The sequence below is a fragment of the Streptomyces sp. NPDC098101 genome (assembly GCF_044760185.1).
Classification (GTDB): Bacteria; Actinomycetota; Actinomycetes; order Streptomycetales; family Streptomycetaceae; genus Streptomyces.
Window position 1 is genome coordinate 666932 of record NZ_JBIWAS010000003.1, and the last position, 20062, is coordinate 686993.

The 20062-nt window shown below is 72.4% G+C and carries 24 protein-coding genes; 19 read left to right on the plus strand and 5 right to left on the minus strand.

All coding sequences use genetic code 11. The features are described from left to right. The first annotated feature begins 43 nt into the window (after positions 1-43). From ACIQVI_RS16070 to ACIQVI_RS16125, 12 genes are all read left to right on the plus strand, one after another. Positions 44-193, plus strand: a complete 150-nt coding sequence (locus tag ACIQVI_RS16070) for an Arc family DNA-binding protein (RefSeq protein ID WP_351970979.1) — start codon at positions 44-46, stop codon at positions 191-193. Positions 194-298: 105 nt separating this feature from the next. Continuing rightward, positions 299-1558 carry a P-loop NTPase gene (locus tag ACIQVI_RS16075; protein ID WP_351970978.1) on the plus strand — a complete coding sequence of 420 codons (1260 nt, stop codon included), beginning with the start codon at positions 299-301 and terminating at the stop codon, positions 1556-1558. Positions 1559-1561: 3 nt separating this feature from the next. Then, positions 1562-1930, plus strand: coding sequence for a TadE/TadG family type IV pilus assembly protein (locus ACIQVI_RS16080; protein WP_351970977.1), 369 nt, complete (start codon positions 1562-1564; stop codon positions 1928-1930). Continuing rightward, on the plus strand, positions 1927-2589 hold the full coding sequence (locus ACIQVI_RS16085) for a TadE/TadG family type IV pilus assembly protein (RefSeq protein ID WP_403595847.1): 663 nt from the start codon (positions 1927-1929) through the stop codon (positions 2587-2589). The genes ACIQVI_RS16080 and ACIQVI_RS16085 overlap by 4 nt, the downstream gene beginning before the upstream one ends. Further along, positions 2586-3932, plus strand: a complete 1347-nt coding sequence (locus ACIQVI_RS16090) for a CpaF family protein (protein WP_351970975.1) — start codon at positions 2586-2588, stop codon at positions 3930-3932. Before ACIQVI_RS16085 ends, ACIQVI_RS16090 begins: the two co-directional genes overlap by 4 nt. 108 nt (positions 3933-4040) lie before the next feature. Beyond that, a complete protein-coding gene (locus ACIQVI_RS16095; RefSeq protein WP_403595852.1) occupies positions 4041-4985 on the plus strand; it encodes a type II secretion system F family protein in 945 nt (314 codons plus the stop codon). Positions 4986-4996: 11 nt separating this feature from the next. Continuing rightward, on the plus strand, positions 4997-5884 hold the full coding sequence (locus ACIQVI_RS16100; protein WP_351970974.1) for a DUF5936 domain-containing protein: 888 nt from the start codon (positions 4997-4999) through the stop codon (positions 5882-5884). Positions 5885-5891: 7 nt separating this feature from the next. Further along, positions 5892-6572: a LuxR C-terminal-related transcriptional regulator gene (locus ACIQVI_RS16105; protein ID WP_403595855.1), complete on the plus strand. Its 681-nt coding sequence runs from the start codon at positions 5892-5894 to the stop codon at positions 6570-6572. Between the two features lie 96 nt (positions 6573-6668). Further along, positions 6669-6875, plus strand: coding sequence for a Flp family type IVb pilin (locus tag ACIQVI_RS16110; RefSeq protein ID WP_399757286.1), 207 nt, complete (start codon positions 6669-6671; stop codon positions 6873-6875). 2 nt (positions 6876-6877) lie between these two features. Further along, on the plus strand, positions 6878-7525 hold the full coding sequence (locus tag ACIQVI_RS16115; protein ID WP_403595858.1) for a pilus assembly protein TadG-related protein: 648 nt from the start codon (positions 6878-6880) through the stop codon (positions 7523-7525). A gap of 14 nt (positions 7526-7539) precedes the next feature. Further along, positions 7540-8112 (plus strand): hypothetical protein, encoded by a 573-nt coding sequence (locus tag ACIQVI_RS16120; protein ID WP_403595861.1) that lies wholly within the window; start codon positions 7540-7542, stop codon positions 8110-8112. 9 nt (positions 8113-8121) lie between these two features. Continuing rightward, complete coding sequence (locus ACIQVI_RS16125) at positions 8122-8739, plus strand: OmpA family protein (protein ID WP_351970971.1); 618 nt, start codon at positions 8122-8124, stop codon at positions 8737-8739. 10 nt (positions 8740-8749) lie between these two features. On the opposite strand, the gene ACIQVI_RS16130 is transcribed toward ACIQVI_RS16125, so the two are convergent. The 3 genes from ACIQVI_RS16130 to ACIQVI_RS16140 form a co-directional block, all read right to left on the minus strand. Then, positions 8750-9220 (minus strand): hypothetical protein, encoded by a 471-nt coding sequence (locus ACIQVI_RS16130; protein WP_403595865.1) that lies wholly within the window; start codon positions 9218-9220, stop codon positions 8750-8752. A 4-nt stretch (positions 9221-9224) separates the two neighbouring features. Beyond that, positions 9225-9680: a hypothetical protein gene (locus tag ACIQVI_RS16135; protein WP_403595868.1), complete on the minus strand. Its 456-nt coding sequence runs from the start codon at positions 9678-9680 to the stop codon at positions 9225-9227. A 123-nt stretch (positions 9681-9803) separates the two neighbouring features. After that, positions 9804-10628 (minus strand): hypothetical protein, encoded by an 825-nt coding sequence (locus ACIQVI_RS16140; protein WP_403595871.1) that lies wholly within the window; start codon positions 10626-10628, stop codon positions 9804-9806. Between the two features lie 304 nt (positions 10629-10932). Here ACIQVI_RS16140 and ACIQVI_RS16145 point away from each other — a divergent pair, with 304 nt between their 5' ends. The 3 genes from ACIQVI_RS16145 to ACIQVI_RS16155 all read left to right on the plus strand — a co-directional run bounded on the left by ACIQVI_RS16145 (position 10933) and on the right by ACIQVI_RS16155 (position 13706). After that, complete coding sequence (locus ACIQVI_RS16145) at positions 10933-11307, plus strand: hypothetical protein (RefSeq protein ID WP_403595874.1); 375 nt, start codon at positions 10933-10935, stop codon at positions 11305-11307. 116 nt (positions 11308-11423) lie between these two features. Continuing rightward, a complete protein-coding gene (locus tag ACIQVI_RS16150; RefSeq protein WP_403595877.1) occupies positions 11424-12500 on the plus strand; it encodes a hypothetical protein in 1077 nt (358 codons plus the stop codon). 87 nt (positions 12501-12587) lie between these two features. Then, a complete protein-coding gene (locus ACIQVI_RS16155) occupies positions 12588-13706 on the plus strand; it encodes a hypothetical protein (protein WP_403595880.1) in 1119 nt (372 codons plus the stop codon). A gap of 3 nt (positions 13707-13709) precedes the next feature. Here ACIQVI_RS16155 and ACIQVI_RS16160 read toward each other — a convergent pair whose 3' ends face one another. Then, positions 13710-14066, minus strand: coding sequence for a DUF192 domain-containing protein (locus ACIQVI_RS16160; protein ID WP_403595883.1), 357 nt, complete (start codon positions 14064-14066; stop codon positions 13710-13712). A 202-nt stretch (positions 14067-14268) separates the two neighbouring features. On the opposite strand from ACIQVI_RS16160, the gene ACIQVI_RS16165 reads away from it, so the two are divergent. Then, positions 14269-15006 (plus strand): A24 family peptidase, encoded by a 738-nt coding sequence (locus tag ACIQVI_RS16165; RefSeq protein ID WP_351970963.1) that lies wholly within the window; start codon positions 14269-14271, stop codon positions 15004-15006. Positions 15007-15293: 287 nt separating this feature from the next. On the opposite strand, the gene mgrA is transcribed toward ACIQVI_RS16165, so the two are convergent. Then, positions 15294-16331, minus strand: a complete 1038-nt coding sequence (gene mgrA / locus ACIQVI_RS16170) for an L-glyceraldehyde 3-phosphate reductase (RefSeq protein ID WP_351970962.1) — start codon at positions 16329-16331, stop codon at positions 15294-15296. Between the two features lie 126 nt (positions 16332-16457). Between mgrA and ACIQVI_RS16175 the strand changes: the two genes are divergently transcribed. The 3 genes from ACIQVI_RS16175 to ACIQVI_RS16185 all read left to right on the plus strand — a co-directional run bounded on the left by ACIQVI_RS16175 (position 16458) and on the right by ACIQVI_RS16185 (position 19944). Then, positions 16458-17219, plus strand: a complete 762-nt coding sequence (locus tag ACIQVI_RS16175; RefSeq protein ID WP_351970961.1) for an isoprenyl transferase — start codon at positions 16458-16460, stop codon at positions 17217-17219. A 295-nt stretch (positions 17220-17514) separates the two neighbouring features. After that, a complete protein-coding gene (locus ACIQVI_RS16180; RefSeq protein WP_351970960.1) occupies positions 17515-18840 on the plus strand; it encodes a PhoH family protein in 1326 nt (441 codons plus the stop codon). Between the two features lie 357 nt (positions 18841-19197). Beyond that, positions 19198-19944 carry a transglycosylase SLT domain-containing protein gene (locus ACIQVI_RS16185; protein ID WP_121831548.1) on the plus strand — a complete coding sequence of 249 codons (747 nt, stop codon included), beginning with the start codon at positions 19198-19200 and terminating at the stop codon, positions 19942-19944. Positions 19945-20062 lie beyond the last annotated feature (118 nt).

Here is a 20062-nt window from a genome sequence, read left to right on the forward strand (position 1 = left end):
GTATGGCACCGTCCAGGTGTCAGGAAGTCATTACAGTGCAGTCATGGACGAAGAGAAGCGCATCACCCTCCGCCTGCCGGCCGACCTCCACGCGTGGCTGGCGGCCGAGGCGAAATCCGCCCGCAGGTCCCTCAACTCCGAGATCATTCACCGGTTGGAGGCCGAACGAGATGGGGCCCTGCCGGGCAGTTGAAAGCGCCGACGGTGATCCGCTTGCTTCCCTCGCGCCTTGCAGGGGCCGGACTCCCTCCCGCCCCGAAGGCCGAGGTGCCTTCCGGAGGGGCCAGGTGAGGCCGGTATGACCACGAGGATCCTGCCGGCCGTCGGCGACCCCGACGCGGCGCGGGCCGTCAGCACGCTGCTCAGTCAGCTGCCCGACGCCGAGCCCGCGCCGCCGGTCGCCGACTCCACCCAGCTCGTCGACACCCTCGCCCGGCTCGCCGCCGCCTCCCTCGACGAACTCCCCGAGGTCGTCCTCGTCCACGAGCGGATCGGGCCCGTCCCCGCGCTCGAACTCGTCCGCGAGGTCGCCCTCCGCTTCCCCGCCGTCGGCGTCGTCCTCATCACCGGCGACGCCGGGCCCGTCCTGTTCTCCGCCGCCATGGACTCCGGCGCCCGCGGCCTCGTCACCCTGCCCCTGGGGTACGAGGAGCTCGCCAGCCGCGTCCAGGCCGCCGCCCAGTGGTCCGCCGGAGTCCGCCGCCACCTCGGCACCGGGCCCGAGCAGGGCACCGGACCCGGCGGCACCGTCGTCACCGTCGCCGGCGCCAAGGGCGGCGTCGGCACCACCGTCACCGCCGTCCACCTCGCCCTCGCCGCCCGCGCCTCGGGCCGGAGCGTCGCCCTCGTCGACATGGACCTCCAGAACGGCGACGTCGCCTCGTACCTCGACGTCCAGTTCCGGCGCTCCGTCGCCGACCTCGCCGCCATCACCGACATCTCGCCCCGCGTCCTCCAGGACGCCGTCTTCGTCCACGAGACCGGCCTCTCCCTGCTCCTCTCCCCGGCCGAGGGCGAACGCGGCGAGGAGGTCACCGACCGCGCCGCCCGCCAGGTCGTCAGCGCCCTGCGCGGCCGCCACGAGGTCGTCGTCGTCGACTGCGGCTCCCGGCTCGACGGCGCCAACGCCGCCGTGATCGAGATGGCCGACACCGCCCTCCTCGTCACCACCCCCGACGTGGTCGCCGTCCGGGCCGCCAAACGGACCGTACGCATGTGGGAACGGCTCCAGGTCCGCAAGGCCGAGGAGACCGTCACCCTCGTCAACCGGCAGCACCGCTCCAGCGAGATCCAGCCGCCCCTCGTCCAGAAGATCACCGGCACCCGCGTCGCCGGCGTCTCCGTCCCCGCCCACTTCAAGGAGCTCCAGGCCGTCGTCGACGCCGGCCGCCTCCACGAACTCGACGCCAAGTCCACCGTCAAGCAGGCCCTCTGGTCCCTCGCGGGCGAACTGGGCCTCGTCCACGCGCCCCGGGCCGCGGGACAGCCCGGCAAGCAGCTCGCCCGCACCGGCGACCGGGGCTCCCTCGGCCTGCGCCGCCGCACCGGGGGCCGCTGAGCCATGCGTGTCCACCGGGGCGACGACAAGGGGCAGGTGGCGGTCGAGTTCCTCGGCATGGTCCCGCTGATCCTGCTCACCCTCGCCCTGCTCTGGCAGGTCGTCCTGGTCGGCTACACGTACACCCTGGCGGGGAACGCGGCGGACGAGGGAGCGCGGGCGGCCGCCGTGGACGGCGACTGCGAGGGGGCCGCGATGCGGCACCTGGACGGGGCGTGGGCGTCCGGCGCGAGCCCTTCCTGCGGCTCCCCCTCCGGCGGCATGGTGACCGTCACCGTCACCGTCCGCGTCCCCGCCCTGGTCCCGGGCTTCGGAGGCCTGTTCCCGGTGGAGGGCCGGGCGGGCGCGGTGTACGAGGGGGAGGCGGGATGAACGTGAGACGTGGGTTCGCGGGCGGGCGCGGAGGCGTCCCGGAGCACTTGGACCATCCGGAGTACTTGGAGCACTTGGAGTACTTGGAGCACTTGGACCGTCCGGGCCACCCGGAGCACCTGGATCACCTGGACCGTCCGGGCCACCTGGACCACCCGGATCACCTGGACCGTCCGGGCCACCCGGACCGGTCCTCCGGTCCCGCCTCCGCGTCCGCCCGACCGCTCCGTGGCCGAGGCTGTGGCTGTGACCGGGACCGGAACCGGGGCCGGGGCCGTGGCGGGGGCCGAGCCCGTGACCGGGGCCAAGCCGCCATCGAGTACCTCGGGTTCCTCCCGATCCTGCTCCTCGTCGGCCTCGCCGGCCTCCAGCTCGGCATCGCCGCGTACGCCGCCCAGCAGGCGGGCACGGCGGCGCGGGCGGCGGCGCGGGCGGCGAGCAGCGACGACGAGGACGGACCGAGCCCGGACGCGGCCGCCAAAGCCGCCGTGAGCGGCTGGATCGCGCGCCGCTCCACCGTCTCCCCCGGAGGGGGGAGCGGCGAGGCCACCTACACCGTCACCGTCGAGATCCCCTCGGTCGTGCCCTTCTGGGGCGGGTTCGACCCCGTGCGGAAGACCGCCACCATGCCGATGCCCGACGAGGAGGACCTGCCGTGAGCCTGCGCGCCCGCATCAACGCCCCCGAGGACCGAGGCGGCGGTGCCGCCGCCCGCGAGGACGGCCACCTCGTCGCCTCCTTCCGCGCCAAGCTCCTGGAGGAGATCGACCTCACGGAGATGTCCGCGCTGGCCGCCGCCGAGCGGCGCGCCCGCCTGGAGCGCGTCCTCGGGCACATCATCAGCCGCGAGGGCCCGGTCCTCTCCACCGCCGAACGCTCCCGGCTGATCCGCCGGGTCGTCGACGAGGCCCTCGGCCTCGGCGTCCTCGAACCGCTCCTCGAAGACGCCTCGATCACCGAGATCATGGTCAACGGCCCCGACCAGATCTTCATCGAGCGGGGCGGCCGCGTCGAGCTCCTGCCGCTCCGCTTCGCCTCCCACGACCAGCTCATGCAGACGATCGAGCGGATCGTGTCGACGGTCAACCGGCGCGTGGACGAGTCGAATCCGATGGTCGACGCCCGCCTCCCCTCCGGGGAGCGCGTGAACGTCATCATCCCGCCGCTCTCCCTCACCGGCGCGACCCTCACCATCCGCCGCTTCCCCCGCGCGTACACGCTCCACGAGATGCTCGGGCTCGGCTCCCTGGACGAGCAGATGCTGCTCCTGCTCTCCGGGCTCGTGCAGGCCAAGTTCAACCTGATCGTCTCCGGCGCGACCGGCACCGGGAAGACCACCCTCCTCAACGCGCTCTCCGGGCTCGTCCCGGACGGCGAGCGGATCATCACCATCGAGGACTCGGCCGAGCTCCAGCTCCAGCAGTCCCACGTCATCCGCCTGGAGGCCCGGCCGCCCAACATCGAGGGCCGAGGCGCCATCTCCATCCGCGACCTGGTCCGCAACTCCCTCCGGATGCGGCCCGACCGCATCATCGTCGGAGAGGTCCGCGGCGGCGAGACGCTCGACATGCTCCAGGCGATGTCCACCGGCCACGACGGCTCGCTCGCCACCGTGCACGCCAACTCCGCCGAGGACGCCCTGATGCGGCTCCAGACCCTCGCCTCGATGTCGGAGGTGAAGGTGCCGTTCGAGGCGCTGCGCGACCAGATCAACAGCGCGGTCGACGTCCTCGTACAGCTGACCCGGCACCCCGACGGCACCCGCCGGATCACCGAGATCGCCGTCCTCGCCTCGCACGGCCGCGAGCGCTTCCTGCTGGCCACCGTCTGCCGCTTCCACGCCGAGCCGCTCGCCGCCGACGGAAGGGTGTACGGACGGTTCACGTACCACCCGCTGCCGCGCCGGGTCGCCGAGCGCCTCTACCTGGCCGGGCAGCCCCTGCCGCAGGCCTTCGGCGTGGCCCCGACCGACGCGCACCTGGCCGTCCGGGAGGCGGAATGACGACCGGCGGGTACGGCGGGTACGACTGGCACGCGTCCGTCCGGGAGGCGGAATGACGACCGACGGGTACGACGGACGCAACGGACGCGCGTCCGTCCGGGAGGCGGAATGATGACCGACCCCTTCTGGCTGACGATCGGCGTCGCGCTGCTCTGCTGCGTCCTGGGCGTGACCGGCGTCCAGTTGTACGCGAGCGGGGCCCGCCGCCACGCGGACCTCGTCGCCCGGCTCGACGAGACGGCCGGACCCGAGGCGCCCGGCCGCCGCAGGCGCCACTTCCGGGGCGTCGACCGGCGGGTGCGCGCGACCGCGCTCGGCCGGAAGCTGGAGCTGCGGATCGCGGCCACCGGCCTGGACGTCACGCCCGGCGAGTTCACGGTCGCCCTCACGGCGACCGTGGCGGTCCTGTGGGCCGTGGGGCAGGCGGCGCTGTCCTCCTTCTTCGGCCCGATCTGCGGCTTCCTCGGGATCTGGGTGGCCCTCGGCTACCTCAACTGGCAGCGCCAGAAGCGCATCGAGAAGTTCATCAACCAGCTTCCCGAGCTCTCCCGCATCCTGGCCAACGCCACCCAGGCCGGACTCGCGCTCCGGATGGCCCTCAGCCTGGCGGCCGACGAGCTGGAGGCCCCGGCGGGCGTCGAGCTGGAGAAGGTCGCCCAGCAGCTGTCCGTCGGCACCTCCCTCGACGACGCCCTCGGCGAGCTCGCCGAACGCCTCCCCTCCCGGGAGCTCGTCGTCCTGGTCACCACCCTGGTCCTCGCCAACCGGGCCGGCGGCACGGTCGTCTCCTCGCTGCGCAACCTCACGGAGACGCTGGAGGAGCGCAAGGAGACCCGGCGCGAGGTCCGCACCCAGCTCTCGCAGGTGAGCATGACGGCGTACTCGGTCCCCGTGATCGGCGTCGGCTCCCTCCTCCTCATCGACAACATGCAGCCGGGGGCCCTGGACCGGATGACGGGTTCGGGCCTCGGACAGTTCGCCGTGATCGCGGCGTTCGCCCTGTACGCGGTCGGCTTCGTCATCATCCGCCGCTTCTCGAAGATCGACGTGTAGGGACGGCCGCCGTGGACCTCCTCCTCGCCCTCCTGGCCGGCCTCGCGGTCGCCGGTGCCTGCTACGGCGTCCGGCTCTACCGGGCCGACGCCAAACTCCCCGACGACCTCCGGCTCGCCCTGGAGGTCGGCGCGACCCGTACCGGCGCGGTCGACTCGGCGGTCGACCGCCTGGGGATGCGCTGGTCGCCCGCCGTGCTGCGGCTGATGGGCCCCAAGCGGGTCAACGCGGTGCGCCGCCGCATCGACCTGGCCGGGAACCCGGGCGGCCTGACGATCGACCGGTACGGGGCGAGGCGGGCGGTGTACGGCTTCCTGGGGGCCCTGGGCGCCCTCCTGATGCTGTCGAAGGGCTCGTACCTCACCGCGCTCCTCCTCCTGGCCTTCGGGGCGTTCTGGACGGAGGTGGGGATCTGGTCGGCGGTCCGGATCCGCAAGGACCAGATCGAGCGCACGCTGCCGGACTTCCTGGACGTCCTCGCCGTCGTCGTCTCGGCGGGCCTCGGCTTCCGGCAGGCGCTCGAACGGGTCGCGGAGAAGTACGAGGGGCCGTGGTCCGACGAACTGCGCATCACCCTGCGGCAGATGGACATGGGCGTCAGCCGCCGCCAGGCCTTCGACGAACTGCGCCGCCGCAACGACTCGGAACAGGTGGCGCAGTTCGTCACCGCGCTCCAGCAGGGCGAGGAGCTGGGCGCCCCGATCGTCGACACCCTGATCCAGATCGCGAACGACATGCGGCGCACGGACGCGCAGAACGCCCGCCGCAAGGCGGCGAAGGCGGTCCCGAAGGCGACGATGGTGATCACGACCCTGATGGTCCCGGCGACGATGATCCTCCTCGGCGCGGGCCTGTTCCTGGGCACGGGGACGGACTTCGGCTCGGTGACGGGCGAGTGAGCCGCTGATGCCGACGCTCCTCACGGTCCTGGTGGTGGACGACGACCCGGTCGTACGGGCGGGCCTGCGCGCGCTCCTGGGCGGCCGTCCCGGCTTCGAGGTCGTCGCGGAGGCGGCGGACGGCCGCGAGGCCCTCCGGGAGACCCTCCGCGTCCGCCCCCACGTGGTCCTTCTCGACGGCCTGACGGCCCTCCCGCGCCTCGCCCGCCTGTCCCGCGTCCTGATGCTCACCCACAGCCGGGAGCCGGAGACCGTGGAGGAGGCGCTGCGCCGGGGCGCGGGCGGCTACCTGGTCCACGGCGAGTTCACGACGGACGAGCTGGTGAGCGCGGTCAGGGACGTGGGGGAGGGGAGGGCCCGGTTCACGGCGACGGCGTCGGGCATCCTGCTGAAGTCGCTGCGTGCGACTGCACACGCAGCGATACCGCCAACTTCCAAAAACCGGCCTTTCTTCGAGAACCCCTCTTCGCATATGCAACCCGATCTGCCACAGTGTGGACTGAGCGCGAGGGAGGCGGAGGTGATGGACCTGATCGCCACGGGCCTGAACAACCGGCAGATCGCCGCGGCCTGTTTCATCACGGAGAAGACGGTCAAGAACCACATCAACCGAATCTTCGCCAAACTCCACACCAACACCCGCGCCGAGGCCATAGCCTCCTGGCTGGGCACGAGGTCCCTCCCATGACCCGACCTGACGAATGGGCCCCGGGACCCTGTGCCCCCACGGCTCCATCGGCATACCGTGCCGGAGCGCAGGCGTCCGAACGCGGAGGGGACCACGATGAACGACGCGATGCTGAAGGCTCTGATCAAGGCCAGGCTGGAATTGACCACTCGTGTGCTGTCCAGGGACCGGGGGCAGACGGCGGTGGAGTATCTGGGGATCATTGTGGTGGTGGTGGCGATTGTGGTGGCGATCACCGGTACGGACATCGGAAGCACGATCATGACGGCGATCAAGAACAAGATTGCCGAACTGGCCGGCTAGCTTTGGGCGGTGGCGGCGGGAGGGACTCGGGGCAGGCGTTTCCCGTTTACATCGCTGCTATCGGAGGGGTGCTCTTCCTGGCTTTCGCCTACTTCATGGTGGGGCAGGTCGCCTCCACCCGTAACGGTGCTCAGACCGCCGCAGACGCAGCCGCACTCGCGGCTGCCCAGGACGCGCGGGATCAGTTGCGTGAGGGGTGGCTCGACGTGATCCTCGACCCTGCGCAGTGGGACAGGTTCCGTGAGGCGAAGGACTACACCACCTCGTCCGCGTGCCGGCAAGCGGCCGTCTTCGCTGCCAGGAACGGCGCGAACTTTGCGGGGGACGAATGTGTTCGCCTTGCTGGGGGGCGTGAGGGATTCAGCGTCACGGTGCGGACGGCAGGAGCGGAAACGTGGCATGTGACCGCTTCCGCGACGGCTGTGATCGAGCCGAAGTGCAGCTTCGAGGCACCGGAAACGCCGGCACCGGAGGAAACCGAGCCGGGGCCCGACCCCGAGGAACCGGAGGATCCGGAACCGGAGGAGGAGCCGGAGCCTATTACGGGCCTGATCTGTGAGGGCGATGCCTGGACGATCGATCCCGCTGACCCGGAACTTCCCAGTGTCACTGATCTCTTCACTGTTCGACTGACCGGCGACGACGAGTAAAGGAAGCACGCTTGATGAACGTTCGACGCGTACGCAAGGGGGTGGCCTCGCTCGCAGTCGCATCAATCGCCCTTCTTGCGGTCGGCTGCGGTGCAGAGGAAAAGCCCAAGGCCGACAAGCCTGCCGCGACGGCGACGCCCTCTCGGGAGGGTGGAACAACGAAGGATTCTCAGCCGACCGACGAGCCGACGGAAACGCTGGCCGTTCTCAAGGGGCAAGACGGATTCGAACTCACCATCAGTTCTGCGGTACGTGACGGTGGTGGGTTCTTGACCCTCAAGGGGGCGCTGAAGAACACCTCCGACAAAGGGCGAGCAGTTCCCGATGTCCTGAGAGGGGACGAGACGGAGGTGCTGAAGCACGGCACATCTCTGGGCGGAGCCACTCTTGTGGACTTCGCGGGGAAGAAGCGTTACTACGTCCTGCGAGACACTGACGGGCGACCGTTGACCACGACAGGTCTGGGGATCGTCTCGGCCGACGACTCGGTCGAGGTCTTCCTGCAATTCCCCGCACCCCCCACCTCCACCACCGAAGTCTCCTTCCAACTCCCCACCTTCGAACCCGCCACCCTCAAGCTCTCCTGAGGCGACGCCATGACGACGACACACCGCCGCCTCGCCGCAATCGCCCTCGTCTCCGTGGTCCTGTGGCCCGCCGCGCCCCTCGCCCACGCCGACGACCCGCCCGGCTCCGCCGGCAGCGCCTCCCCCGTGCCCGTCATCGACGAGACCGCGCCGGGGCTGATGCTGCCCGACGGCGCCGTCCTCGCACCCCCGAAGGTCCTCGACATCAAGCAGATCGTCGAGGAGGAGGGCGGGGCGCAGCGCCGGCAGGACACCAACGTGGACGTGACGTTCGCGCTCCAGGCCGAGGTGCTGTTCCCCAAGGACAGCGCCAAGCTCGGAGCCGCCGCCACGAGCCGCCTCGCCGCGATCGCCGCCGAGATCGACAAGCAGGGCTCCGGCCGCGTCCGGGTCTTCGGCTTCACCGACAACCTCGGCACGTACGAACACGGCCTGAAGCTCTCGAAGCAGCGCGCCGTCGCCGTCCAGCAGGTGCTCGCCCGGAGCCTGGGCCCCGGCACCACCTTCGACATCCGCGGCTACAGCGAGGACTACCCGATCGCTGACAACGCCACCGAAGAGGGCCGCAAGAAGAACCGGCGGGTCGAGATCTCCTTCCCCCGCACCACCCCGCCCGCCACCCCCTGACCGGCGCGGCTCAGCCGCCCGGCGGCCGCCCGGCTCCGCACCTCCGCGACCGGGAGGCCGCGGGGCCCGGGGGCCACGGGACGTTCGCCCCGGCGCCCCGCAGGTGCCGCATTCGAGGATCCGGAGCGGGGAGGGGCGGCAGCTTGTCGCCGAGGCGACGGCGCACGAGGCCCGCGGGGTGGTGGACGGCCCGGGGGAGACCGGTGGTGAGGGCCAGTGCGGTCTTGCCGACCCCGGGGAGGCCGGTCACCACCGTCGTGCTCGCTCCGTCGGGCGCCAGGGCGGCGAGGAGTGTGTCGGTCCGCTCCTTCCGGCCGGTCAGCGGCCGGTCGGGCGGCAGGGAGGCCGTGGCCTGGGGGGCGGGGCCCGAGCCCCAGAAGTGCTGGTCCCGGCCCGCCTGGTGGACCTGGCCGTGGTCGGACGCGCGGGCCCACTGCCGGACGCCGTTGTCCGGCTCCTCGGAGCCGTACCGCTCGCCCAAGGTCTCAGGGCCCCTGGACCGGCTGGTCACCGCCGGTCTGGGCGATGTTTCCGCGGCCGGAGGCCTTCGCGCGCTGTTCGAGCCGGTCGGCGCCGCCGCCCGTCTGGGCGACGGTCGCGTCGTCGGAGGCCTCGGCGTGCTGGTCGACCCGGGAGGGGGCGCCGTTGGGGGGAGGCTGGCCGCCCGCCTGGGTGACCCGGGCGTTCTCGGAGGCCGTCGCCTCCTGCGTCACCGTACGGAGAGGAGTGGGGGCCGGGGGCTGTTCCCGCGAGGCCCACCAGATGCCCACCGCCAGCACCGCCCCGGCCGTCACCGTGCCGAAGGCGAGGGCTGTGTCGAGCCGGGGGCCCTCGCCCTGGGGCAGCCACCCCCACGACACCGCCCGCACCACCCACACGCACACCCCGAACGTGGCGGCGGCCGCCACCACGGTCACCAGCCACCGCACCGCGCGCGTCATCCCCGTCCCCCTTCACGAGATCCTTCCGCCCGGTCACGTCACGGGCCGCTCCCATGGTCCCGGACGGAGGCCGTGCCCGTCACGCCGTACACCGGATCGGGACGACCGGAACGCGCACCGCGCTCAGCCGCGCGGCTTCCACAGGGTGACCCGGAGGCCGATCTGCGTGGGCGGTTCCCCGATCTCGTCGGAGTTGCCCCCGATGAAGCCGGTGACCACGACCCGGGCGATGTTGCCCTTGTCGGTCACGACGCAGAGGACGGTCTTCGCGGGAAGGTCCCACTCGTGCATCTTGACCTCGGTGAAGCCGCCGACCCGGGCCGCCCTGGCGCAGTCCTCGGCCTTCTCCGAGGGGTCCGTGGGCTGGAGCTGGGCGGCGTTGCGGCCGTTCTGCAGGGTGAGGAAGCCGTTGAAGTAATGCCGGTACGTCAGGTCGGCCTCCACCGGGGCCCCGTCCCCGTCGGCCTTCTCCGCCAGGGCCTTCCACTCGTCCTCGGTGTACCGGTGGGTGCCCGGCGCGTCGAAGTCGATGGTGCCGAGGTCGGAGCCGGGCGGCAGGCCCAGGGACATGGTCTGCTTGTCGTAGAAGACCTCGTACGCCCGGTCCGCCGGAGGCGCGGACTCGTCGGCCGACGACTCTCCGGACTCTCCGGACTCCCCGGGCGGCGAGGCCGGCGAGTCCGAGGAGACCTGGGAGGGGGGCTCGGAGGCGGTGGTGGTCGGAGCGGGGGGCCCGGTCGTCACCGTGGGGGACGGTCGCGCGGACGGCTTGGCGTCCGACGGGTCGTCCCCCCGGTCCGTGAGGGCCGCGGTCAGGACGGCGCCCCCCAGTGAGAAGACGCCGGCGATGACCGCGCCGATGATCGTGATGCGGACGCCCTCGCTCTGCCGGGCGAACCAGCCCCGCCGCCGGGGCGGTCGCGGGGGAGGCGGCGGGAACGGACCCATGGGCGCACCGGGGCCCGGCTGCGGGTGGCTGCTCGGAGGCGGGGGAGCCGTGGACACCGGAAGACCTTTTCCTCTCGGCCGCTGACGGTCGTGTTCGAACGTGGTCAACGGACCTTACCGTGAGCCCCGTTGCCGTCACCCGGCCATATGTATGGCGACCGGCCCTACCTCCATGCGTACGCGCGTCCGGTGCCGCACGAAAGGGGGACACCAGGGGCCTTCTGGGGAAAGCCTCGCGAAAGTCATTCCCGGGAAAGTGCAAAAGGGGCGGGACGCGGTCGCCGGACAGGAGCATTCTGGACGGATGACGACGACGCCGAGCGTGACGCCGAGTGTGCAGTTGGTCAGTGACCTCGTCGCCCGGATTCCCGAGTTCCGCGAGGCCTACGAGACCCATGTGCTCCACCAGGGCGGCGTGCTGCCGCACGTGTTCTTCTGGGCCGTCGTCCAGGACACCGTCCGTTCCTTCCTCGGCGAGGACCCGGCCGCCCCCGACTGGCGCCGCACCCTCGCCTTCCTGGAGGAGGAGAGCCGTCGCGGCGTCCTCGGCGTCGACGAGGTCATCGTCACCTCCTTCCTGGCCGACCTGCCCTCCCCGCACGAGCCCGGCCACGCGATCGTCCACCGGCTCGGCCCCGTCATGGCCGGCAAGTTCGCCCGCATGAGACCTCGCGGCTGAGGCCGGGCCACCCCTCCCGGAACCTCAACGGACTTGCTCGACAGGCCCGTTGGGTATCGTTCTGCGGATACGCCGGGGGCGACGCCTTCCGGCGCGAACCGGGGGGTGGCGGAAGCGTGCTGAGCGACGAGGACGTCCTGGCGGCGGTGCGGCGCAGTGTCCAGGAGCGCGGCGAGACCGGCCAAGTGCTGCCGGAGGAAGCGGACATCGGTCGGCACCTCCTCATCGAAGGGGAGATCCTGCGCTCCGTCGAGACCCGCACGGAGGAGGAGCGGTTCCACCAGGGCTTCATAGACCTGTCGGACCGGCCCGTGTACCGCTCCGGCCTCGACCGGCACCGCATACCGCCGCCCGAGGACCCCGGGGCCGAGACGACCCTGTTCCTGGTGCGGCGCGGTTCGGTGGACGACCGGGTCTGCGACTGCGGCAACGGCACGGTGGCCTGCGAACGCTGCAAGGCGACCGGCGAGCTGTCGTGCCCCCCTGCCAAGGCCTGCGGCGACTGCCACGGCATCGCCGCCTGCCTGTGGTGCGACGGCACCGGCCGCCGCAGCCGTCCGTCGCACGACCGGACGGGCGCGGGACAGGCGGGCAGGGAGGGACGCGTCACCTGCGGCCAGTGCGGCACCAGGGAAGCGGCGTGCGCCGGATGCGGCGGGCGCGGCAGGACCACCTGCGCCCGGTGCGGCGGATCGGGGTCCCGGGCCTGCCCCGACTGCGACCGGGCGGGCACCGTCCCCCACCGGTACTGCGGCGGCACCGCGAGGACCGTGACGTGGACCGAGGGCGTCGTCACCAGGCGCCCGGTCATCGAGAAGGTCAAGGTCTCCACCCCCGTCCTGCCGTACGGGGCGTGGAGGAGCGCCCGCGCGCACGGCGACTGGACCGACGTCCGCGTCGTCGGCGAACGCGCCGCCCTGGCGCGCGACGTCGACACGCGCGTGGCCGGGATCCTGGAGCCGCGGCTCCTCCCGCGCGAGGACGAGGTGGGCCGCCGGGTCACCCTGCGCCATCTGTCCCTGGCCCGCGTCACCCTCGCCTCGCACCCCCACCGGGTGTTCTTCGTCGTCCCCGCGCCCGGCGGACCCCCGCACGTCGCCGTGTGGCCCTCCGAGCGGCGGGCCCGGCTCATCGGCGCCGTCGCCCTGGCGGCCCTGGTGGTCCTCGTCGTCGTGTGGCGCCTCCTGGCCTGACCCGGGCCGGGACGGAGCACTCACCCCGGACCAGGCCGGAGCACCCGCCCCGGCCCCCGCGTCCCGGCCCCCGGAATAATCGCCCCCATGCCCCCGCCTCACCTCACTCACCCCACCCACCCCTCCCGTCCCCTCCTCCTCGCCCTCGGCGGCTACGCCGCCACCCGTGCGATCGGCCTCGTCGTTCTCGCGGTCGCCGCCGCCGCGACCGGCGAGGACGGGCTGCACCGGCTCAAGGGGCGCTGGGACTCCGTCTGGTACGTGCGGATCGCCGAGCAGGGGTACGGGTACGAGGTCACCCTCCCGAACGGGGACGTCCACTCCGACCTGGCCTTCTTCCCGCTCCTCCCGGCCCTGGAGCGGAGCCTGTCCGCCGTGCTGCCGCTCGACGCGGCCGGTGCCGGGCTCCTCGTCTCCTGGACGGCGGGGCTCGCCGCCGCCTGGGGGATCTTCCGGTGCGGCGCCCACGCCTTCGGGCCGAGGACCGGGGTCCTGCTGGCCGTCCTGTGGGGCGTGTACCCGACCGCGTTCGTCCAGTCCATGGCGTACACGGAGACCCTCTTCACCGCCCTCGCCGCCTGGTCCCTGTACGCGGTCCTGCGCGACCGCTGGATCCTCGCCGGCCTCCTCTGCGCCGCCGCCGGGCTCACCCGGCCCACCGCCGCCGCCCTGATCGCCGCGCTCGGGATCACCGCCCTCGCCGCCCTCGTACGAGACCGCCGCCTGCCCGCCCGCACGGTGGCCGGCGTGCTGATCGCCCCCCTGGGCTGGCTCGGGTACGTCGTGTACGTGGGGGTGCGGGAGGACAGCCCCACCGCCTACTTCGAGGTCCAGGCCGCCTGGGGCAACTCCATCGACGGCGGCCTCGCGCTCGCCCGCTTCATCGCGGGCCTGCCCTGGCCCGCCGCCCTCGGCCTGACCGCCGCGCTCGCCCTGCTCGCCTGGCTCGTCGTCCTCTGCGTGCGGCAGCGGCAGCCGCTGCCCCTGCTCGTCCACACGATCGGCGTCGTCCTGGTCTCCCTCGTCGGCGCCGCGTACTTCGGCTCCCGACCGCGCCTGATGATGCCCGCGTTCGGGCTGCTGCTCCCGCCCGCCGCCGCCCTCGCGCGGCTCCGGAACCGCGCGGCCGTCCCGGTCCTGGCCGGACTCGCCCTCGCCTCCGCCGCGTACGGCGCCTTCACCCTGCTGGGTCCGGGCCCTCCGTAAGACCTAGGGCCCCTCCACGCGCACGCGTACCCCCGCCCGTACCCCCCACCTCGCCATCGCGCCCGCCTCCGCCTCCAGGACGTGCCGGCCGCGCGGCCGGACCATGCCCAGCCGTCCCGGCCGCATCGTGACCACGGACAGGACCCGGAACGAGCGGTCCAGATACGCCACGTCGATCGCGAACCGCATCCCGAAGGTGTGCACGCTGTTCGTCCGGACGATCAGCAGCGCCCCCGCGATCCCGTCCCGCCCGAGCAGCCCCCGCCGCCGCGCCCGGTACGACGCGGCCACCTCCAGCGGAACCTCCGCCGATTCCCCCGGCACCACCAGCGACCCCGCCCCGTCCGCCCATTTCCCCATGCGCCAGACCGTAGCCCCCTCCGCTCTCCAGGGGGTGTCTCGCCGATCATGCCGGGCTCGCGGGGTCCGGCACCGCACCTCGCCGCGTTGTCGTCACTCGCCAGGGCTCCGCCCTGCCTCCCTCCTCCGCCTTGCGATGCACGGCACCGGACCCCGCTCCCTGATCCGGCCTGATCGGCGAGACACCCCCTAAGGTCTGCCCGTGGACGTCTCGCTGCTGATCACCGCCGCCGCCCTGTGGGGCGCCGCCGCCGGGATGCTCGTCCCGCGGGCCGCCCACCGGCTCGCCGTGGAGCCGGAGGAGCCCTGGCGGGACCGCTGCCCCGCCGGGCACGTGCTCGTGGGGCCCGCGCGCGGCTGGCTCGGCGGGCCCGGCCGGGGGGAGTGCGCCACCGCCGCCCCGGTCGCCGCGCCCCTGCTCACCGCCCTGGTCTGCGCCGCGCTCGCCGCCGCCACCGGCACGCCCCGGCCCGAGCTGGCCGTCTGGCTGCTCGCCGCCCCCTTCGCCGTCCTCCTCGCCTGCGTCGACGCCCGCGTCCACCGGCTGCCGGACGGACTGACCCTGCCGCTCGCCGCCGCCCTGCCGCTCCTCCTCGGGGCCGCCGCCCTCCTGCCGTACGACGCCGGTTCCTGGCTCCACGCGCTGCTCGGCGCGCTCGCCCTCGGCGGCGGCTACCTGGTGCTCTTCCTGGTGAACCCGAGCGGCCTCGGCTTCGGCGACGTGAAGCTGGCGCTCCCGCTGGGCGCGGCCCTCGGCTGGTACGGCTGGGGGATCCTCTTCGCCGGGGCGTTCGCGGGCTTCCTGCTCGGCGCGGTGTACGGCCTCGGTCTGGTCCTGCTGCGACGGGCCGGCCGCTCCTCGGCGATCCCCTTCGGGCCCTTCATGCTCGCGGGCGGACTGCTCGGCCTCCTCCTCGGCGCGTTCACCGCCGTCCCCTGACGGCCCGCCGGAGACCCCCGCGTCAACGTCGCGCCCCCGCCCCCGCGTCCCCCCTGGGAGGGACGGAACCCCGCCGCCACGCCGGGGCGTAAACCCGCCACGAGGCCCCACAGCCCTTGTCCCGCACGGGATCCGGGGGATCGCGCGCGGGACTTCCGGCGGAGGTGGCGCGCGGGACGACTAACGAAGGGTTATGGTGGAAACCCCCCCTCGGGCCGGTCCGTATCCCCCCCACGGACCGGCCCGTTTTTTCTTTCCGGCCCTCCTCCAGGGGAAGGCCCGGGACGTCAGCCCCGGCCGGCCCAGATGTTCGCGCCCGCCGTGTCCACCGCGAACGAGTCGATCTCCGTCAGCTCCTCGTCCGTCAGGGGAGCGCCGGCCAGCGCGGCCACGTTCTCCTCCAGCTGGGCGACGCTGGACGCGCCGATCAGCGCCGACGTCATCCGCGGGTCCCGCAGCACCCACGCCAGCGCCAGCTGCGCCAGGGACTGGCCGCGCCGCTCCGCGATGTCCGCGAGGCCGCGCAGGCGCCGCAGCACCTCGTCGGAGAGCAGGTTCGGGTCGAGGGACTTGCCCTGGGTGGCCCGCGAGCCCTCCGGGATGCCCTTCAGGTACTTGTTGGTGAGCAGGCCCTGCGCCAGCGGCACGAAGGAGATGCAGCCCATGCCGGCCGCCTCCAGGGTGTCGAGGAGGCGGTCCTCCTCGGTCCAGCGGTTGATCATCGAGTACGAGGGCTGGTGGATCAGGGCCGGGACGCCCAGCTCCTTCAGGATCCGCGCGGCCTCGGCGGTCTGCTCGCCGGTGTAGGAGGAGACGCCGACGTACAGCGCCTTGCCCTGCTGGACGGCGGAGGCCAGGGCCCCCATCGTCTCCTCCAGCGGGGTCTCCGGGTCGAAGCGGTGCGAGTAGAAGATGTCGACGTAGTCGAGGCCCATCCGGTCCAGGGAGGCGTCGAGCGAGGACAGCAGGTACTTGCGGGAGCCCCACTCGCCGTACGGCCCGGGGTGCATCAGATAGCCGGCCTTGGTCGAGATGACCAGTTCGTCCCGGTAGGGGGCGAAGTCCTGGGCGAAGAGCTTGCCGAAGTTCAGCTCGGCCGAACCGGGCGGCGGCCCGTAGTTGTTCGCCAGGTCGAAGTGGGTGACGCCCAGGTCGAAGGCGCGGCGCAGGATCGCGCGCTGCGAGTCCAGCGCGCGGTCGTCGCCGAAGTTGTGCCAGAGGCCGAGCGAGACCGCCGGGAGCTTGAGGCCGCTGCGGCCCGTGCGGCGGTACTCCATGGTGTCGTAACGGTCCGCGGAAGCGCGGTACGGGGAGGAATCAGTCACGTATCTCTGCTTATCACGGACTTGTGACCGTCCCGGGCTGGGAGCCCGCGGCCCCCGCGCAGTAGTGTGGCCGCTTGCGGACCGCCGATGCCTGGGGTCCGTCGCTGCACAGAGGGGTAAAGAACGGTGAACCTGCGCGACCTGGTGTACGGGCTCTACGCACGCCGGGTGGAGGGCCGTCTCGACCACGCCCAGGTGCCCAAGCACATCGGCGTCATCCTCGACGGGAACCGGCGCTGGGCCAAGGCGTCCGGCGGGACCCCCGAGCAGGGACACAAGGCGGGCGCGGACAAGATCCAGGAGCTGCTCGGCTGGTGCGCCGAGACCGACGTCGAGGTCGTCACGCTCTGGATGCTCTCCACGGACAACCTGAACCGGCCCGAGGCGCAGCTCGTCCCGCTGCTCGGCATCATCGAGAACGCCGTGCGCGCGCTGGCCTCCGACGGCCGCTGGCGGGTCCACCACGTCGGCACCATGGACCTGCTGCCCGCCCGCACCCAGTCCGTCCTGAAGGAGGCCCAGGAGGCCACCCGGGACAACACGGGGATACTCGTGAACGTCGCCGTGGGCTACGGCGGCCGCCAGGAGATCGCCGACGCGGTCCGCTCGCTGCTCCTGGAGCACGCCGAGCGGGGCACGAGCTTCGAGGAGCTCGCCGAGATCGTCGACGTCGAGCACATCTCCGAGCACCTCTACACGCGCGGCCAGCCCGACCCGGACCTGGTGATCCGCACCAGCGGCGAGCAGCGGCTCTCCGGGTTCATGCTGTGGCAGAGCGCCCACTCCGAGTACTACTTCTGCGAGGTCCACTGGCCGGCCTTCCGCAAGGTCGACTTCCTGCGGGCGCTGCGCGACTACGCCGCCCGGCACCGGCGCTACGGGACCTGAGGCGCCCCCCGGCACCGCGGCCGGAACCGATCACCTCGTGTTCACGAACACGTCGTCATATGCCATGGCATGGCGGGGCTCGTTCGAGGGCATATCCCTGGTGAAGTGAGCGGCACGGAGTCCGCCACCCGGGAGGCCCCTTGCACCAGGACGACCGTGCGGGACACGCACGGGAGAAGCGGAGGGCCGTGGTTCGGCCCGCGCATCGTGGCCTGAACCCGGTCCCATTCCGCAGCGACACCGGTTCCGTCGCGCCCCGACCTCGCAAGGGTCTTCAGAGGGGGTCTGTCCTTCCGTGGTGACCAGCACGAAGCGCCGCCTTTCCGACCGGCGCACCTATGTTCTCGACACCAGCGTCCTGCTGGCCGACCCCAACGCCGTGTCCCGTTTCGAGGAGCACGAGGTGGTGCTCCCGATCGTCGTGGTCACGGAGCTGGAGGCCAAGCGGCACCATCCGGAGCTCGGCTACTTCGCCCGGCAGGCCCTGCGCCTGCTCGACGACTTCCGGGTCCGGTACGGACGCCTCGACGCCCCCCTCCCCATCGGGGACCTGGGCGGCACCCTGCGTGTCGAACTCAACCACTCCGATCCCGGCGTCCTGCCCGCCGGCTACCGGTTGGGGGACAACGACTCACGGATCCTCGCGGTCGCGCGGAACCTCCAGGCCGAGGGGTACGACGTCACGGTCGTCTCCAAGGACCTGCCGCTGCGCATCAAGGCCTCCTCGGTCGGGCTCCTCGCCGAGGAGTACCGGGCCGAGCTCGCCATCACGGACGCCAACGGCTGGACCGGCATGTCCGAGCTCGCCCTCTCCGCCGACCAGGTCGACCTGCTCTACGACCAGGAGACGCTGTACGTGCCGGAGGCCGCCGAGCTCCCGGTCCACACCGGGCTGGTGCTCCAGTCCGAGCGCGGCAAGGCGCTCGGCCGGGTCACCGCCGAGGGGAACGTGCGGCTCGTCCGGGGCGACCGGGAGGCCTTCGGGCTGCGCGGCCGCAGCGCCGAGCAGCGGATCGCGCTCGATCTGCTCCTCGACCCGGACGTCGGCATCATCTCCATGGGCGGCCGGGCCGGCACCGGCAAGTCCGCGCTCGCGCTCTGCGCGGGCCTGGAGGCGGTCCTGGAGCGCCGCCAGCACCAGAAGGTGATGGTGTTCCGTCCGCTGTACGCGGTCGGCGGCCAGGAGCTCGGCTACCTGCCGGGCAGCGAGGCCGAGAAGATGAGCCCGTGGGCGCAGGCCGTCTTCGACACGCTGTCCTCGGTCGCGAGCCGCGAGGTCGTCGAGGAGGTGCTCGGCCGGGGGATGCTGGAGGTCCTGCCGCTCACCCACATCCGGGGCCGCTCCCTCCACGACGCGTTCGTCATCGTGGACGAGGCCCAGTCCCTGGAGCGGAACGTCCTGTTGACCGTTCTGTCCCGGATCGGGGCGAATTCACGGGTCGTACTCACCCATGACGTCGCCCAGCGCGACAACCTCCGGGTGGGCCGGTACGACGGAGTCGTCGCCGTCATCGAGAAACTGAAGGGGCATCCGCTCTTCGCCCACGTCACCCTCACCCGTTCCGAGCGCTCCCAGATCGCCGCGCTGGTGACGGAGATGCTGGAGGACGTTCAGATCTGACCGTTTCGTACCTTTCTGTACGGGTACGGAAGTTGACGCCGCCCGGCGAAGCGCAGGAGCTTAGCCGGGCGGCGTCGCCATGTCCGCCACATCCGCCAAAACACCTGCCCCATTCGCGATGTGAGCTTTCACACGCAACACAGAATTGCCTTGCGGCATCGCCGTCCGGCAAAGTCTTGCTTCCGTCAGGCCCCGCATACGGCACCCGTGCACCCTTCGGGAGCACACACCGCACAACTCAACAGCCGTCCGCCGTATGCCGCCCACAGCACCACGGGCCCGTGTCTCCTGTGACCCCGTACGTCGGAGACCAGTGCCAGGGGCAAGATTTCGCCCGTGTGGTCACCTGTGCGGGCGATGCTGGAAGGAAACCGTGTGAGCCGGATCTCGGTCCGGGGATTCGCGGTGGCTTCGGCCACTGCGGTCACCACCGTCGGCGCCGTCGTCGGCGTCGCCTCGGGCAACGCCGCGCAGCCCGCCGAGGACAACTTCGAGGCCGCTGCCGCCGACACCACGCTGCTCGCGGACATTCCCGCGGGCGAGCAGGCACAGGTGCAGGTCTCGTCCCTCGCGGAGCAGGCCTCCGTCCAGGCCGCCGCAGCCGATTCGGCCGCGAAGAAGTCCGCCGAGGAAGCGGCCCGCATCCGCGCCGCCAAGGACGCCGAGGCCAAGAAGGACGCGGCCGACAAGGCGGCGGCCGAGGCCGAGGCGAAGGCCAAGGCGGAGAAGGAGCGCAAGGCCAAGGAGGAGGCGGAGCGCGCCAGCCGTTCCTCGGCCCGCGACATCTCGTCCTTCGCCGCCCAGGGCTCCTACACCATCGCCGAGGTCAAGGCGATCGCCCGCCAGATCGTGCCGGCCTCGCAGTTCCAGTGCTTCAGCAACATCGTGGACCACGAGTCCAGCTGGAACTACCGCGCGACCAACCCGTCCTCGGGCGCCTACGGCCTCGTGCAGGCGCTGCCGGGCACCAAGATGTCCTCGGCCGGCGCCGACTGGCGGACCAACCCCGCCACCCAGATCAAGTGGGGCCTCAACTACATGGACAGCCGCTACGGCAGCCCGTGCGGTGCCTGGTCCTTCTGGCAGGCCAACCACTGGTACTAGAAACCGGTCCGCGACCCGCCCGAAAGCGGGTCGCGGAGCGCGCACGGCACGGATGCCGGGCGCCCCGGCACGGCCGCGTCCCGTACGCGGCCCGCCCGGGGCGCCCGGCTCCGTCGTT

What these genes read in the sequence shown, in the direction of transcription:
- ACIQVI_RS16185 (WP_121831548.1), top strand. Translation starts at nt 19,198, where the DNA reads ATGCTGGAAGGAAACCGTGTGAGCCGGATCTCGGTCCGGGGATTCGCG.
- ACIQVI_RS16140 (WP_403595871.1), bottom strand. Translation starts at nt 10,628, where the DNA reads ATGGGTCCGTTCCCGCCGCCTCCCCCGCGACCGCCCCGGCGGCGGGGC.
- ACIQVI_RS16095 (WP_403595852.1), top strand. Translation starts at nt 4,041, where the DNA reads ATGATGACCGACCCCTTCTGGCTGACGATCGGCGTCGCGCTGCTCTGC.
- ACIQVI_RS16080 (WP_351970977.1), top strand. Translation starts at nt 1,562, where the DNA reads ATGCGTGTCCACCGGGGCGACGACAAGGGGCAGGTGGCGGTCGAGTTC.
- ACIQVI_RS16110 (WP_399757286.1), top strand. Translation starts at nt 6,669, where the DNA reads ATGAACGACGCGATGCTGAAGGCTCTGATCAAGGCCAGGCTGGAATTG.
- ACIQVI_RS16135 (WP_403595868.1), bottom strand. Translation starts at nt 9,680, where the DNA reads ATGACGCGCGCGGTGCGGTGGCTGGTGACCGTGGTGGCGGCCGCCGCC.
- ACIQVI_RS16105 (WP_403595855.1), top strand. Translation starts at nt 5,892, where the DNA reads ATGCCGACGCTCCTCACGGTCCTGGTGGTGGACGACGACCCGGTCGTA.
- ACIQVI_RS16070 (WP_351970979.1), top strand. Translation starts at nt 44, where the DNA reads ATGGACGAAGAGAAGCGCATCACCCTCCGCCTGCCGGCCGACCTCCAC.
- ACIQVI_RS16075 (WP_351970978.1), top strand. Translation starts at nt 299, where the DNA reads ATGACCACGAGGATCCTGCCGGCCGTCGGCGACCCCGACGCGGCGCGG.
- ACIQVI_RS16125 (WP_351970971.1), top strand. Translation starts at nt 8,122, where the DNA reads ATGACGACGACACACCGCCGCCTCGCCGCAATCGCCCTCGTCTCCGTG.
- ACIQVI_RS16120 (WP_403595861.1), top strand. Translation starts at nt 7,540, where the DNA reads ATGAACGTTCGACGCGTACGCAAGGGGGTGGCCTCGCTCGCAGTCGCA.
- ACIQVI_RS16155 (WP_403595880.1), top strand. Translation starts at nt 12,588, where the DNA reads ATGCCCCCGCCTCACCTCACTCACCCCACCCACCCCTCCCGTCCCCTC.
- ACIQVI_RS16085 (WP_403595847.1), top strand. Translation starts at nt 1,927, where the DNA reads ATGAACGTGAGACGTGGGTTCGCGGGCGGGCGCGGAGGCGTCCCGGAG.
- ACIQVI_RS16145 (WP_403595874.1), top strand. Translation starts at nt 10,933, where the DNA reads ATGACGACGACGCCGAGCGTGACGCCGAGTGTGCAGTTGGTCAGTGAC.
- ACIQVI_RS16160 (WP_403595883.1), bottom strand. Translation starts at nt 14,066, where the DNA reads ATGGGGAAATGGGCGGACGGGGCGGGGTCGCTGGTGGTGCCGGGGGAA.